This window comes from Pseudomonas chlororaphis subsp. piscium (assembly GCF_003850345.1).
Taxonomy (GTDB): Bacteria; Pseudomonadota; Gammaproteobacteria; order Pseudomonadales; family Pseudomonadaceae; genus Aquipseudomonas; species Aquipseudomonas piscium.
In genome coordinates, this window is the sequence record NZ_CP027707.1 from 2,212,819 (window position 1) to 2,226,804 (window position 13,986).

The window sequence follows — 13,986 nt, forward strand, 5'->3', positions numbered from 1 at the left end:
TCTGACCGGGAGTGGGGTATGGGCTGGGATCTGGCAACGCCATTTATCATCGATCTGCAGGTGGGTGCCGAAGACATCGACGGCTTGGGGCATGCCAACAACGCGGTGTATGTCACCTGGCTCGAACGTTGCGCCTGGCGTCATTCCCAGCGCCTGGGTCTGGACCTGAGCGAGTACCGCCGCCTGGATCGGGCCATGGCGGTGGTGCGCCATGAAATCGACTACCTGGCGGCGGCCTATGAAGGCGACGAACTGCAACTGGCGACCTGGATCGTCGATTGGGACCAGCGCCTGAAGATGTCGCGGCGCTTCCAGCTGGTGCGTCCGAGCGATGGCGCCACCTTGCTGCGGGCCCAGACCACCTTTGTCTGCATCGAGCTGTCCAGCGGCAAGCCCAAGCGCATGCCGGCGGAGTTTCTCGAGGGTTATGGACCGGCGTTGCAAGGCGCGAGCTGAACCTTCGGCGATGGCTTCATCGCCGCCGGTGACCATCCACCCGCTGAAATACCTGCTCCCCAGCGAAACCCAGTAAACTGCCGCACGTTTTTTTCCGCGTTTTACGTTGAGTGTGATTCATGCAAATTGCTTTGGCGCCCATGGAAGGGTTGGTCGATGACATCCTGCGGGATGTGCTGACCCGGGTCGGTGGTATCGACTGGTGCGTGACCGAGTTCATCCGGGTCAACGACCAGTTGCTCACGCCGGCCTATTTCCACAAGTTCGGCCCCGAGTTGTTGAATGGCGCCCGGACTGCCTCCGGCGTGCCGCTGCGTGTGCAACTGCTGGGTTCCGACCCGGTGTGCCTGGCGGAAAACGCTGCGCTGGCCTGTGAGCTCGGCTCCGAAGTCATCGACCTGAACTTCGGCTGCCCGGCCAAGACTGTCAACAAGTCCCGTGGCGGCGCGGTGCTGCTCAAGGAGCCGGAGCTGCTCAACCAGATCGTCGAGCATGTGCGGCGTGCCGTGCCTGCGCACATTCCGGTGACCGCCAAGATGCGCCTCGGCTTCGACAGCCCGGATGGCTCGCTGGTGTGCGCCACGGCGTTGGCCGAAGGTGGCGCGGAACATATCGTGGTGCATGCGCGGACCAAGGTCGACGGCTACAAGCCGCCGGCGCACTGGGAGTGGATTCCACGGGTGCAAGACGTGGTCAAGGTGCCGGTGTTCGCCAACGGCGATATCTGGAGCGTCGACGACTGGCGCCGCTGCCGCGAAATCAGCGGCGTGGAAGACATCATGCTCGGTCGTGGCCTGGTGTCGCGTCCGGACCTGGCCCGGCAAATCGCCGCCGCGCGGGCCGGGGAAGAGGTGGTCGAGATGACCTGGGCCGAGCTGATGCCGCTGATCCAGGACTTCTGGCTGCAAGCCAAGGCGCAGATGACCGCTCGCCAATCGCCGGGCCGCCTGAAGCAGTGGCTGGCGATGCTGACCCGCAACTATCCCGAGGCGGTTGAGCTGTTCACCGTCCTGCGCCGCGAAACCGAGCCGGATCAAGTCTCGCGTTTGCTGGGTTTGCCGGTGGCCGAGGCGGCCTGAAAAAATCTGCGAAAAGTCTCTTGAAATGCAATCGGCGGTCCCTATCTAAGGGTTACGCGATGCCGAATTCGGGTCGCGGAGATAAAAAACTTGCTGATTGTTTTCAGGAGATTTGAACCATGAGTACTGCATTTTCCCTCGCGCCACTGTTCCGTTCCTCGGTGGGTTTCGACCGTTTCAACGACCTGTTCGAAACCGCCCTGCGCAATGAGCCAGGCAGCACCTATCCGCCCTACAACGTCGAAAAGCACGGTGACGACCAGTACCGCATCGTCGTGGCCGCCGCCGGTTTCCAGGAAGAAGACCTGGAGCTGCAAGTCGAGAAGGGCGTGCTGACCATCAGTGGCGGCAAGCGTGACGCGAACGAAGGCGTCACCTTCCTGCACCAGGGCATTGCCCAGCGTGCATTCAAGCTGTCCTTCCGCCTGGCCGATCACATCGAGATCAAGGCCGCCGGCCTGAGCAACGGTCTGTTGAGCATCGACCTGTTGCGGGTGATCCCGGAAGAGGCGAAAGCCAAGCGCATCCCGATCAACGGGACGCAGAAGCCAGCGCTGCAGCATTGATCCATGCGCCGCCACACAGGCGTTTGATCGAGCGCTGAGTCGCTGAAAAAGGCCCCGACAAGTCGGGGCCTTTTTTATGCCCGAGAAAATCATCGTTCGCCTTTGCCGCGTTGTGGCGCTTTCTCTACAATCCGCCGCAGTTTTGCCGACCCCCCATTCCTCTCCGGTCGGCCTGGAGCCCTTTTCATGGACGAGATACAACAGCGCTGGCTGTGGAGCCTCTCTGCGCCGATGGTTGCGCTCAACCCTCGCGCCGGATACGACAACCCCGCGTTCTACCCCGGCTCGGAATCCATCGACCTGCAAGGCAGTTGGGGCATCAGTGACCGACGGCAGTTGCTGGACATGCTGGAAAAGATGACTGACAACGGTCATGCCACCCACCTCGACGATGCGTATCGCGCCTGGCAGCGTTGCCTGCCGAGCGAATGGCAGGCCCTGCTCGAGACGCTCGAACCCCGTGAACGCATCCTCCATGAGTTCGCCAGCCGTACCTTTGGCGCTTGCGGCCCGGGTGGGATCCTGGCCTGGGATTACGGGCGCATGGGGTTTCTCTTGCGTTGTGGCGTGCGCAACCAGTGGATCGATCTGGCCGAGAGCCTGTGGCTGCACGGCCGGCTGGCGGTCAGGGCGCAATACCACTACGGCAGCTGGTTCGCCTATTTCAACGGATTCCTGGTTGGCCGCGCGTTCTGGGGTTGCCTGGGCAATAGCGATGATGAACTGGCTTACGAGCTGGATCGACAGGGGGAGAACCCCAATAGCCAGATGATTGCCCGGGGGCTCGCTCAAAACATGCCGGATTGTCTGGCTGACTTGCCTTGGCACCTGGATCTCGACTTGCCGCAGCGTCCGGCGTCGCTAGAGGAGTTCGACTGGTCATGAGTTGCTGGATAAAGCTGGGCATCGACCCTACCACCGATGAAACGCTGATTCGCAATGCCTATCGTGCCCGTCTGCCGGAGCATCACCCGGAGACCGATCCCGAAGGCTTCCAGGCGCTGCGCCAGGCTTACGAAAGCGCTCTGCGGCTGGTGCGAGACAACGAGCAGGAGCTTGAGGAGTCGCAGGAGAGCGAGCCGGAGCCCTCACAGGCGATCCTCGATTTTGATGCGCTGCTGAGTGATCCGGCGCGCCGCTTCAATCCGGATGCCTGGCAGGCCTTTATCAAGACACTGGATCAACTGCCGCTCGGCCTGCTCGATGACCTGCGCTGGGAGTTGTTCCAGCAGACGGCCAACGCCGGGCCGCTTTCCTACCGTTGCGCGGGCCTGCTGGCCCAGCGCATGGGCTGGGAGCATCAGTTGCTGGAGCTGGGTTTCGACCAGGCCCGGCATGTCGAGGACTATCTGAACCGGATCAAGACCCCGGACCCATTCGATACGGCGCTGATGGGGAGCTGGTCGGAACCGGCGCAGACCGAAAGCCTGTGGTACGCGCGCAGTCTCGACTTCATCTTCGACCGGCGACCGCTCCACGAATACGAAGGTTTCGCCAGCCAGCACACCTGCCTGCCGTTACCGAACGATGCGCTCTTCATCAAGCGCTTGCTGGTGCAATTCACCCAGGCCGGTATCGGTGGTCCGGGGCTGCTGCAGTTGTGCGTCGAACAGCAGCGCGAAGCGCCGGATGATGTGGACTGGCTTTACCTGTTGGCGTGCCAGAACAGCCTGCTGGGGCTGGACGATCAGGCGTTGCCTTGCTGGGTCCGGCTTTGGCAGGAGCATCGTCATCCCAAGGCTGAGAGCCAATTGTTGGCGTTGTGCGCCAAACGTCAGCCGGACTTTTTGCCGCTGCTGATTCAGGCCTTTGATCGTCTGGAGAACTTCAGCGACTGGTCCACCGATCTCGCCCACGTCACCCAGGAATATGGCAGCCCTTCACAACGTCCCGAGACGCTGATCCGCTGGCTCGGCGTTGGCCGGCTCGAGCTGCAGGGGTTGGCGCGGGCCTTTATCGATTGGCGGATGACCGGCGACGAGTTGCCCTTGCTGGCGCAGTTGCTTGGCCAGAACACCGATACCCGGTTGTTGCGCCTGTACCGGCATGCCTGGGCCTTGCACCGTGGCGCAGCAGAGCTGTTGCAACAGGTGCTGGACGAGCCGCAGCCGCTGGATGCCCTCGAAGCTCTGGTGCTGAGCGGGTTCAAGGACCAGGCCGGGCAGCACCTGCGCTGGTTGAGCCAGGCGCCGATTCCGTTGGCGATGAAAGCCTTCATCGATGAGGGGGCTGCTTCAGCGCAACTGGCCGCCGCGCTGACGACCGGTGAGCCGCACCAGATCTGCCGTTTGTGGCTGCGCCGATTGCGTCCTTACGGTGACGCCGCCCTGGAGCGTATCGCCGAGTCTTTCGAATTGGGCGATACAGATTCCGCTAGCGATGTGTCGGAGCTGAACTTGCTGCTTGAACTGAGCCAGCGCGGCGTAGTGTTGCCGCCACCAGGGACGGGAGAGGCGGTCTGGCACTGGTACGCCCATACGCTGTTCCTGATGGCATTGCTGGAGCAGCCGGAACGCTGGTGGCAATTGATCGACCCGCAGTGCCTGGAGCGCCTGGCGCTCAATCCGTCCCATCCGCTCAGCCGGCTGCAACCGCAGCTTGCCCAGTTACAGCGCGAACAGGGTGACCTGAGCGCTTTGCTCGGCTGGCTGCAATTGGACGATCCGGTGCATGCCTTGCTCGACCGACAGTTGCTTGGCGTCCAGGAAGCGCTCGACAGTGCGCGGTTGTTGAGCAACGAGCGCCTGTTCGCATGCCTGCGCGGTGACCTGCCGGCCTTCGCGGACGATTTGCTCGGGCGCATGCTCCTGAGTGGCGTGCTCTATCACGACCCGGTGATCGATGCGCAGCAGCGTCGATATCTGCTCGACCGGATTACCGAAATCACCAATCCCCAGGACTGGTTCGACGGCTTCCGCCACGGCCTGATCAAGGGCGAGCCGCCACGGCCGCCGCAGCAGACGCTGGCCGAAGACGAAGGGATCGACAGCGAGGCCTTTTACCTGGCCCTCGATGTGCTCAAGGGGCTGGTGCGTTACGGCAGTGCCGGTGTGCCGCGGCAGAAAGTGCTGCTGCGCATGCAGCGGGCCAAGGACAACCCGGAACACGGACTCGGCCTGCGCTTTGCCTTCAGTGCGTTGCTGTCCTGGAGCGAACCTCTGCTGCTGGCCAAGGGCGACAGCCGTCCGACACCCGCCGCGGCGTTCTGGCGGCTGGGCACGCGGCTGGGGCGTGGGGCGTTCTTCTGGCAGGTACTGGGCACTGTGCTGGTCACCCCGGTGGCTGCGTTATTCAGCGGCACGTCGCTGTCCGCGATCGTGGTGTCGTTGCTCGGCACCGTGTTTTTGCTCGGGGTGGTTCTGCGCCGTCTGCATGATATAGGCCGTGGCATTCCGACCTTGCTGGTGCTGGGCTGTCTGTCGGCGTTCTTTCCGTTTCTGTCGCTGATCCTGTTCGCCTTTCCTGGCGACAAACTGCCCAACCGCTATGGCGTACCGCCGGACAGCGCCGGTGAGGATGCGCTGCCCGGTGGTTTGCAGGCCAGCTTACGGCGGCTCAACGGCTAGAGACGCAGTTGATCCAGCGCCTTGTTCAGTTGGGTCCGATGGCTGGCAATCTCCGCCGGTTGCTGGCCGCCGAGCACGGCGGTGAAGGTGTCCAACCAGTCGGCGATGCGCTCGCGCTCGTCGCCCAGGCTTTGCATCCACGCCCGTTCCAGCCGTGCCAGCAGCGTGCGGTTGGGCAGGGCGTCGCGGGGGTGGATTTTCAGCGCGGTCAGCCGCTCATGGCTAGCTTGTCGGGATTGCGCATCGAGCCCGGTGGGGCTGCGGTCGATGCTGTGGCTATGACGTTCGCCGCTGGCCAGCAGGGTGACGTCGACTTCGAGCAGGCCGTTGATGTCATAGCTGAAGCGTACGTCCAGGGATTGGATCTGTTCGCTGGGCGTCAGGGGCACGTCGAAGGAATCGATGAAAATATTGTCCCGCACCCAGGGCCGCTCGCCCTGGTACACCGCAATGCGGATAAACGCCTGATGTGGGTGAGTGGTGTAGAACTGCTGCACCCGTGACGTCGGGATCACCGTGTTGCGCTCGATGATCGGCGAAAAGGCCCCGCTGACCTGTTCGCCGCGACTGGTCGAAATCCCCAGGGTGTAGGGGCAGACGTCAGTCAGGATCAATTCTTCGATGGCCCCGTCCCGGGCCTTGCAGGCGGCCTGGGTGGCCGCGCCCAGTGCGACAATCGTATCCGGATCGAGGTGGCGGTAAGGCAGGCGTCCGAAGAGCGTGGCGACCATTTGCTGCACCGCCGGCATCCGGGTGGCGCCGCCCACCAGCACCAGGCTGTCGAGGTCGCGGGGCTTGAGGCGGGCATCGCGCAGGGCCTGTTCGATGGGCGCGCGCAAGCGGGCCAGTAGCGGCTCCCAGATCTTCAGCGCCAGCGTTTCGTCCAGGGTCCATGCATATGACCGGTCGCCATGACGCCAGCTCAGTGACTGAGTGCCGTCGGCGAGTTTGCACTTGAGCTGTTCCAGGGCGTCACCCAGGCTGGCCATGCCCTGGGCGTCGATCTGCTCCGGGGTGAGTTGCCAGTCCTTGAGGCAGGCCTGCAGCAGGGCCTCGGTAAAGTCCTCGCCGCCCAGGAAGTTGTCGCCGGTGGAGGCGTGCACTTCAATCAACGGCAGTGCGTATTCCAGCACCGTGACGTCGAAGGTGCCGCCGCCCAGGTCGAAGATCAGCGTGCGTTCGAACTTCTGTTCATGCAGCCCGTAGGCCATGGCGGCCGCGGTCGGCTCGTTGATCAGTCGCGACACTGTCAGGCCTGCCAGTTCGGCGGCGAATAACGTGCGCTTGCGTTGTTCGTCGCTGAAGTAGGCCGGCACCGAAATCACCGCTTCCTGCACCGGATGGCCGAGAAAGGCTTCGGCATCCTGTTTGAGCGAGCCGATCACCAGCGCCGAGAGTTCTTCCGGGCTGAACGGCCGGCCGCCCAGTTCGAGGCGCTTGTCGCTGCCCATGAAGCGCTTGAAGGCGGCGACCGTGCGTTCCGGGTGGGTTGTCAGGCGGGCCCGCGCGGCTTTGCCCACCAGGATGCTGTCGTCTTCATCGAGGCTGACCACCGATGGGGTGAGGACATCGCCGAGGGCGTTGGGGATCAACTGGGCGCGGCCGTCCTGCCAGACGGCGATCAGGCTGTTGGTGGTGCCAAGGTCAATGCCCAGCAGGGCCGGGCGGGGGAGGGTTGCATCCTGCATGATCGATCTCGTGGGGCGTCACAAAAAACGCGACCCTACAGGTTGCGCCAAACCCTGGCAATTGCTGCCCGGTTGATCTGTCAGGCCGGAGATTGCATGTTCGTCCGTTCAGGCCAGCAGGGCTTTCAAACCCTCCAGCGGCAACGGTCGGCTGTGCAGGTAACCCTGATACAGGTGGCAGCCCAGGCCTTGCAGGAACTCGAGCTGCTCCGCGGTTTCCACGCCTTCGGCGATCACGTTCAAGTCCAGGCTGCGGGCCATGGCGACGATGGCGCGCACTATCTCCGCGTCGTTGGGGTCGTGGGTCGCGTCGCGAACGAAAGACTGGTCGATCTTCAGCGCATCCACCGGCAAGCGCTTGAGGTAGGTCAGCGACGAATAACCGGTGCCGAAGTCGTCCATGGCGAAACTCACGCCGAGTTTTTTCAGGCGCCGCATCTTGCTGATGGTGTCTTCCAGGTTCTGGATCACGATGCCTTCGGTGATTTCCAGCTTCAGCAGCGAAGACGGCAACTGGTAATGGCTCAGGCTGCGCTCTATGCGCTCGACGAAGTCGTTCTGGCGGAACTGCCGCGGGCTGATGTTCACGCACAGGCTGAAATCGAGCGGGTTCACCAGGCCTTCGGTGATCAGCTGGCTGAAGGCCTGGCAGGCTTCGTCGAGAATCCAGGTGCCGACCTCGAGGATCAGGCCGCTGTCTTCCAGGACCTTGATGAACTCGGTGGGCGATTGCGCCCCCAGTTCGGGGTGGTGCCAGCGCACCAGGGCTTCAGCGCCGACGATGCGGTTGTCGCGGGCATCGACCTGGGGCTGGAAGTGCAGGCTGAACTCGCCCCGGGACAGGGCCAGGCGCAGGTCGGTTTCCATGCGCAGGCGCTCGCTGGCGGCTTTCTGCATGGTGTTGTGGAACATCTGGGTGGTGTTGCGCCCGGAGTCCTTGGCCCGGTACAGCGCGATATCGGCGCGCTTGAGCAGGTCGGTGGGGGTCGAGCCGTGATCGGGAATCAGGGCCACGCCTATGCTCGGGGTCACCTGCAGGCGCTGGCCGTCGAGGAACATCGGCTCGGACAGCAGTTCACGCAGGGTGTCGGCCAGTTCCCGCACCTGATCGCTGACTTCGCTGCGGCTACCTTCCAGGCCGCTGAGCAGGACCACGAACTCGTCGCCGCCCAGGCGCGCCACGGTGTCTTCCATGCGCACGCTGGCTTCGAGCCGCGCGGTGACGATCTTCAGCACGGTATCGCCCACCGGGTGACCGAGGGAATCGTTGATGTGCTTGAAATGGTCCAGGTCGAGGAACAGCAGGGCGCCGCGCAGGTTGTGGCGCTTGAGCAGGGCGATCTGCTGGCTCAGGCGATCCATCAGCAGGGCGCGGTTGGGCAGGTTGGTCAGCGGGTCGTGGTAGGCCAGGTGGCGAATCTGCGCCTGGGCGTTTTTCAGCAGGCTGACGTCCCGCGCGGTGAGCAGCAGGCAGGCGGTTTCATTGAGGGTGATGGGTTCGACCGACACCTCGACCGTCAGGATGTCTCCGCGCTTGTTGCGGCCGAGCATTTCCAGGTGATTGACCCGGCCTTTGATCTGCAGCTCGGCGAGCAGGATCGAGCGCTGTTTTTCCTCGGCCCAGATACCGACCTGATACACGGTGCGGCCGATCACTTCTTCGGCGCGGTAACCGGTCAACCGGCAGAAGCCATCGTTGACCTCCAGGTAACGCCCGGTGTCGCGCTCAGTGATGGTGATGGCGTCGGGGCTGGAGTGGAATGCCTTGGCGAACTTCTCTTCGCTGGCCTTGAGCGCGGCCTCGGAGCGTTGCTGCTGGGTGATGTCGCGCAGCGTGGTGACAATGCAGGGCTGTTTGTCGACGGTGATCTGCCGGCTGGAAATGATGCAGGTCAGGGGTTGCCCGTCCTTGTGCCGGACCATCACCGCGACGTTGTTCAGCGCCTGTTCGCGGATCACCTGCTCGACCCGCTGCAGGCGCTGCGCGGAGTCGTCCCAGAGGCCGATCTGGTCGGCGCTGCGGTTGAGCACTTCGTCGAGGGTCCAGCCGAAGGTCTGGGTGAAGCTGGAGTTGATCTCGATGAACTGTCCGGTTTCCTGGAGTGTGACGCAGATCGGGTCCGGGCTGACCTGGAACAGGCTGGCGAATTTCTCCTCGGACGTCACCAGGCGCTGCTCGCGTTCGACCTGTTCGGTGATGTCCAGCAAGGTCCCGGCCATGCGCAGCGGATGGCCCTGCTCGTCGCGGTAGAGGCGGGCGCGGCTTTCCAAAAAGCGTGACGAACCGTCGGCCAGCTGTACGCGGTAGGTCAGCTGATAATTGCCCGCCGGGCCTTCGCGCAGGCTGCGGTAGGCGTTGCGCATGCTGTCGCGTTCTTCGTCGGGCACACCCTCGAAAAACGCATCGAAGGACTCGTGGAAGGGTATCGGCTCCAGGCCATGCAGCTGTGCGGCGCGGGCCGAGCCATAGAGCATGCCGCTGGGAATGTGCCAGTCCCAGGTGCCGAGCTGGGCCGAGTCCAGGGCCAGATCGAGGCGTTCCTGGCTGTCCTTGAGGGCCTGTTCGGCGAGCTTGCGTTCGCTGGTGTCGAGAAAGGTGCTGAGCAGGTAGGCCTGGCCTTCCAGCTCGACTTTCTGGGCGCTGAGAATGCCGTCGTGAATCTGCCCATTGCTGGCGCGCAGTTGCACCTCGAGGGTGGCGGCCTGGCCGCGCTTCTGTACTGCCTTGACCATTTGCGCCCGTTGTTCCGGGTCGACCCACAGGCCCAGTTCGAGGGTGGTGCGGCCGATGACGTGCTGCACCGGCCAGCCGAAGAGGATTTCGAAGTACTGGTTGGCTTCGCTGATCAGGCCATCTTCCAGGCGGGTCAGCAGCACCATGTTCGGGCACAGGTGAAACAGCGTGGCAAAGCGTTTTTCCGAGCTGCTGAGGGCCTGTTCCCGCTGGCGTTGATGGGTGATTTCGCGAATCACCCCGATCATTCGGGGCTTGCCGTGTTTGTCCGGCAGCACGCTGCCATTGATTTCCAGCCAGTGCAGGCTGCCGTCGGGCCAGCGGATGCGGTGATGCATCGCCTGCTCCAGCGGCGCGCCGGCCAGCACCGAATGGAAGGCTCGAATGGTTTTGGCGCGATCTTCCTCGGGCAGCAGGTCGAGGTATTCCAGGTCTTTGGGCAGCGTCTGGCGCGGATCGAAGCCAAACAGCGCCTGGGTGCCCCGCGACCAGCTGATTTGCCCGCTTTCGATGTCCCAGTACCAGGCGCCCAGCCGTGCGCCATTGAGCGCGGCGAGCAGCTGCGGGGCGCTCTCCCAGCTTTGCTCCGACTGTTTAGGGTCGAGCGCGTGAATGCGCGGCATGGGCGGTAGACGGTCAGCGGGTTTTGGCATGAGCAGCGGGCCCTGGGCTGAAAAGAGCGTTGGGCGCGGGTTCAGGCAATCAACGGGGGGGCATAAGTCATTCCGGGACGCTTACGCCTTGGTCCCTGGCCAATCGACTTGTGCATCCAGTAAGGCCATGAAAGCCCGCGCAGCATTCGACAGCGTCCGTTCGGTATGCAGGATATAGCCTAGCTGGCGAGTGAGCTGTATGCCCGGTAAAGGAATGCGCGCCACCTGATCGTCGAGCATGGTGCGGGGCAGTACGCTCCAGGCCAGGCCGATGGACACCATCATCTTGATGGTTTCCAGGTAGTTAGTGCTCATGGCGATGTTCGGGGTCAGGCCCTGGGCCTCGAACAGGCGCTGGACAATATGGTGAGTAAAGGTGTTGCCGCCGGGAAATACCGCCGGATGCAGGGCGATATCGGCCAGGCTGACCGTGCCGTTGCTCACCAGCGGGTGCTCGGGGGCGGCGACGAAGTCCAGTGGGTCGTCCCACACCGGCGTGGCCTTGACCAGCGTATGGGGCTCGGGGGCCAGGGTGATCACCGCCAGCTCGGCGCGACCGTGGAGGATCTCTTCGTAGGCCACTTCCGAGTCGAGAAACTGGATGTCCAGGGCCACGTCCGGGTAACGCCGGGTAAAGGCGCGCAGCAAGGGCGGCAAGCGGTGCAGGCCGATATGGTGGCTGGTGGCCAGGGTCAGGCGGCCGCTGACTTCGCCGGTCAGGTTGGTCAGCGCCCGACGGGTGTCGTCCAGCACGTTGAGGATCTGATAGGCCCGCGGCAGCAGGGCGCGCCCGGCCTCGGTCAGGCCCACTTCGCGGCCCAGGCGATCGAACAGCCGCACATTGAGTTGTTGCTCAAGGCCGGCAATGCGCTTGCTGATGGCCGGCTGGGTCAGGTGCAGGCGCTCGCCGGCCCCGGAGAAGCTGCCGGTTTCGGCAATCGCGATAAAGGCATTGAGGTTGGCCAGGTCCATGGTCGTATTCCAGTCGGTTATCCAAAGTATAAAAAATATGAATTTGAGTTATTTAATGTAACGCCATAGCATCAGCCTCACAAGCCAAGGGGTTATTGACCGGTGTCAGAGACCCGTGGCATAGAAAATGATGAGGAACCGTCTGATGGCCGGCAAAACGCTCTACGACAAGCTCTGGGATTCGCATTTGGTCAAGCAGCGCGACGATGGTTCGGCGCTGATCTATATCGATCGTCACATCATCCACGAAGTGACCTCGCCGCAAGCCTTCGAAGGCCTGCGTCTGGCCGGGCGCAAGCCTTGGCGCATCGATGCCAATATCGCGACCCCGGACCACAACGTACCGACCACACCGGAGCGTAAGGGCGGCATCAGCGCCATCGCCGACCAGGTCTCGCGTTTGCAGGTTCAGACCCTCGACGACAACTGTGACGAATACGGCATCGTCGAATTCAAGATGAACGACGTGCGCCAGGGCATCGTTCACGTCATCGGCCCGGAGCAGGGCGCCACCTTGCCGGGCATGACCGTGGTCTGCGGCGACTCCCACACCTCGACTCACGGTGCCTTTGGCGCCCTGGCGCACGGCATCGGCACCTCCGAGGTCGAGCACGTGCTCGCCACCCAGTGCCTGGTCGCCAAGAAAATGAAAAACATGCTGGTGCGGGTCGAGGGCAAGTTGCCATTTGGCGTGACCGCCAAGGATATCGTCCTGGCCGTGATCGGCAAGATCGGCACCGCCGGCGGTAACGGCCATGCCATCGAGTTCGCCGGCAGCGCGATTCGCGACCTGTCCGTCGAAGGCCGCATGACCATCTGCAACATGTCCATCGAAGCCGGCGCCCGCGTGGGCCTGGTGGCGGCGGACGAAAAGACCGTGGAATACGTCAAGGGTCGTCCGTTCGCACCCAAGGGCGCGGAATGGGACCTCGCTGTCGAAGCCTGGAAAGACCTGGTGTCCGACGCCGACGCCAAGTTCGACACCCTGGTCGAGCTGGATGCCGCGCAGATCAAGCCGCAAGTCAGCTGGGGCACTTCGCCCGAGATGGTGCTGGCCGTCGATCAGAACGTGCCGGACCCGGCCAAGGAAATGGACCTGGTCAAGCGCGACTCCATCGTCCGCGCCTTGAAATACATGGGTTTGACCGCCAACCAGGCGATCACCGACATCCAGTTGGACCGGGTATTTATCGGTTCCTGCACCAACTCGCGGATCGAAGACCTGCGTGCCGCGGCGGTCATCGCCAAGGGCCGCAAGGTGGCCTCGACCATCAAGCAGGCCATCGTGGTCCCGGGTTCGGGCCTGGTGAAGGCCCAGGCGGAGTCGGAAGGCCTGGACAAGATCTTCCTCGAAGCGGGCTTCGAATGGCGCGAGCCGGGCTGCTCGATGTGCCTGGCGATGAACCCGGACCGTTTGGAGTCCGGCGAGCATTGCGCTTCGACCTCGAACCGCAACTTCGAAGGTCGTCAGGGCGCCGGTGGGCGTACTCACCTGGTCAGCCCGGCCATGGCCGCGGCCGCCGCCGTCAACGGTCGTTTCGTCGACGTCCGTGAATTGATCTAAGGAGCGCAGCATGAAAGCTTTCACCCAGCACACCGGTCTTGTCGCGCCTTTGGATCGTGCCAACGTCGACACCGATCAGATCATTCCCAAGCAGTTCCTCAAGTCGATCAAGCGCACCGGCTTCGGCCCGAACCTGTTCGACGAGTGGCGCTACCTGGATGTCGGCCAGCCGTACCAGGACAACTCCAAGCGTCCGCTGAACAAGGATTTCGTGCTCAACGCCGAGCGCTACCAGGGCGCCAGCGTGTTGCTGGCCCGGGAAAACTTCGGTTGCGGCTCCAGCCGCGAGCACGCCCCCTGGGCGTTGGAAGAATATGGTTTTCGCAGCATCATTGCGCCGAGCTACGCCGACATCTTCTTCAACAACAGCTTCAAGAACGGCTTGCTGCCGATCATCCTCAGCGATGCTGAAGTCGATGAGCTGTTCCAGCAGGTCGAGGCCAATCCGGGCTACCAACTGCAGATCGATCTGCAGGCCCAGACCGTGACCCGTCCCGATGGCAAGGTGTTGAAATTCGAGATCGATGCGTTCCGCAAGCATTGCCTGCTCAACGGTCTGGACGATATCGGCCTGACCTTGCAGGACGGCGACGCGATTGCCGCCTTCGAGGCCAAGCATCGTGCCAGCCAGCCGTGGTTGTTTCGCGACGCCTGATCGGCGTTAAAGTGATGCATTGATCGCGAGCAAGCTCGCTCCGGCAGGAGAGG

General features: G+C 63.2%; 10 protein-coding genes. 7 read left to right on the plus strand and 3 right to left on the minus strand.

Annotation, left to right across the window (positions count from 1 at the left end):
* Positions 1-18 precede the first annotated feature (18 nt).
* The 5 genes from C4K38_RS10125 (at position 19) to C4K38_RS10145 (ending at position 5,667) form a co-directional block, all read left to right on the plus strand.
* Entirely contained in the window at positions 19-456 is a 438-nt protein-coding gene (locus C4K38_RS10125; RefSeq protein ID WP_007922008.1) for an acyl-CoA thioesterase, read from the plus strand.
* 119 nt (positions 457-575) lie between these two features.
* A complete protein-coding gene (locus C4K38_RS10130) occupies positions 576-1,535 on the plus strand; it encodes a tRNA dihydrouridine synthase (RefSeq protein WP_025804183.1) in 960 nt (319 codons plus the stop codon).
* 119 nt (positions 1,536-1,654) lie between these two features.
* Positions 1,655-2,101, plus strand: a complete 447-nt coding sequence (locus tag C4K38_RS10135) for an Hsp20 family protein (protein ID WP_007922004.1) — start codon at positions 1,655-1,657, stop codon at positions 2,099-2,101.
* 186 nt (positions 2,102-2,287) lie between these two features.
* On the plus strand, positions 2,288-2,986 hold the full coding sequence (locus C4K38_RS10140; protein ID WP_053278186.1) for a DUF1266 domain-containing protein: 699 nt from the start codon (positions 2,288-2,290) through the stop codon (positions 2,984-2,986).
* Positions 2,983-5,667 (plus strand): DUF805 domain-containing protein, encoded by a 2,685-nt coding sequence (locus tag C4K38_RS10145; RefSeq protein ID WP_053278187.1) that lies wholly within the window; start codon positions 2,983-2,985, stop codon positions 5,665-5,667. Before C4K38_RS10140 ends, C4K38_RS10145 begins: the two co-directional genes overlap by 4 nt.
* On the opposite strand, the gene C4K38_RS10150 is transcribed toward C4K38_RS10145, so the two are convergent.
* From C4K38_RS10150 to C4K38_RS10160, 3 genes are all read right to left on the minus strand, one after another.
* Entirely contained in the window at positions 5,664-7,355 is a 1,692-nt protein-coding gene (locus C4K38_RS10150) for a molecular chaperone HscC (protein WP_053278188.1), read from the minus strand. The two genes, C4K38_RS10145 and C4K38_RS10150, sit on opposite strands and share 4 nt — an antisense overlap.
* 108 nt (positions 7,356-7,463) lie before the next feature.
* Entirely contained in the window at positions 7,464-10,742 is a 3,279-nt protein-coding gene (locus C4K38_RS10155) for an EAL domain-containing protein (RefSeq protein WP_053278189.1), read from the minus strand.
* Between the two features lie 81 nt (positions 10,743-10,823).
* On the minus strand, positions 10,824-11,714 hold the full coding sequence (locus tag C4K38_RS10160; RefSeq protein ID WP_053278190.1) for a LysR family transcriptional regulator: 891 nt from the start codon (positions 11,712-11,714) through the stop codon (positions 10,824-10,826).
* A 145-nt stretch (positions 11,715-11,859) separates the two neighbouring features.
* On the opposite strand from C4K38_RS10160, the gene leuC reads away from it, so the two are divergent.
* The gene (leuC, locus tag C4K38_RS10165) at positions 11,860-13,278 is read left to right on the plus strand and encodes a 3-isopropylmalate dehydratase large subunit (protein ID WP_053278191.1); all 1,419 of its coding nucleotides are present in this window, start codon (positions 11,860-11,862) and stop codon (positions 13,276-13,278) included.
* 10 nt (positions 13,279-13,288) lie between these two features.
* On the plus strand, positions 13,289-13,933 hold the full coding sequence (gene leuD / locus C4K38_RS10170; protein WP_007921993.1) for a 3-isopropylmalate dehydratase small subunit: 645 nt from the start codon (positions 13,289-13,291) through the stop codon (positions 13,931-13,933).
* Positions 13,934-13,986: the final 53 nt, after the last annotated feature.

Bases quoted from the DNA above. Each gene is read 5' to 3' on its own strand.
- C4K38_RS10160 (WP_053278190.1), bottom strand. From the start codon at position 11,714: ATGGACCTGGCCAACCTCAATGCCTTTATCGCGATTGCCGAAACCGGC.
- C4K38_RS10130 (WP_025804183.1), top strand. From the start codon at position 576: ATGCAAATTGCTTTGGCGCCCATGGAAGGGTTGGTCGATGACATCCTG.
- C4K38_RS10155 (WP_053278189.1), bottom strand. From the start codon at position 10,742: ATGCCAAAACCCGCTGACCGTCTACCGCCCATGCCGCGCATTCACGCG.
- C4K38_RS10125 (WP_007922008.1), top strand. From the start codon at position 19: ATGGGCTGGGATCTGGCAACGCCATTTATCATCGATCTGCAGGTGGGT.
- C4K38_RS10140 (WP_053278186.1), top strand. From the start codon at position 2,288: ATGGACGAGATACAACAGCGCTGGCTGTGGAGCCTCTCTGCGCCGATG.
- C4K38_RS10145 (WP_053278187.1), top strand. From the start codon at position 2,983: ATGAGTTGCTGGATAAAGCTGGGCATCGACCCTACCACCGATGAAACG.
- leuD (WP_007921993.1), top strand. From the start codon at position 13,289: ATGAAAGCTTTCACCCAGCACACCGGTCTTGTCGCGCCTTTGGATCGT.
- leuC (WP_053278191.1), top strand. From the start codon at position 11,860: ATGGCCGGCAAAACGCTCTACGACAAGCTCTGGGATTCGCATTTGGTC.
- C4K38_RS10135 (WP_007922004.1), top strand. From the start codon at position 1,655: ATGAGTACTGCATTTTCCCTCGCGCCACTGTTCCGTTCCTCGGTGGGT.
- C4K38_RS10150 (WP_053278188.1), bottom strand. From the start codon at position 7,355: ATGCAGGATGCAACCCTCCCCCGCCCGGCCCTGCTGGGCATTGACCTT.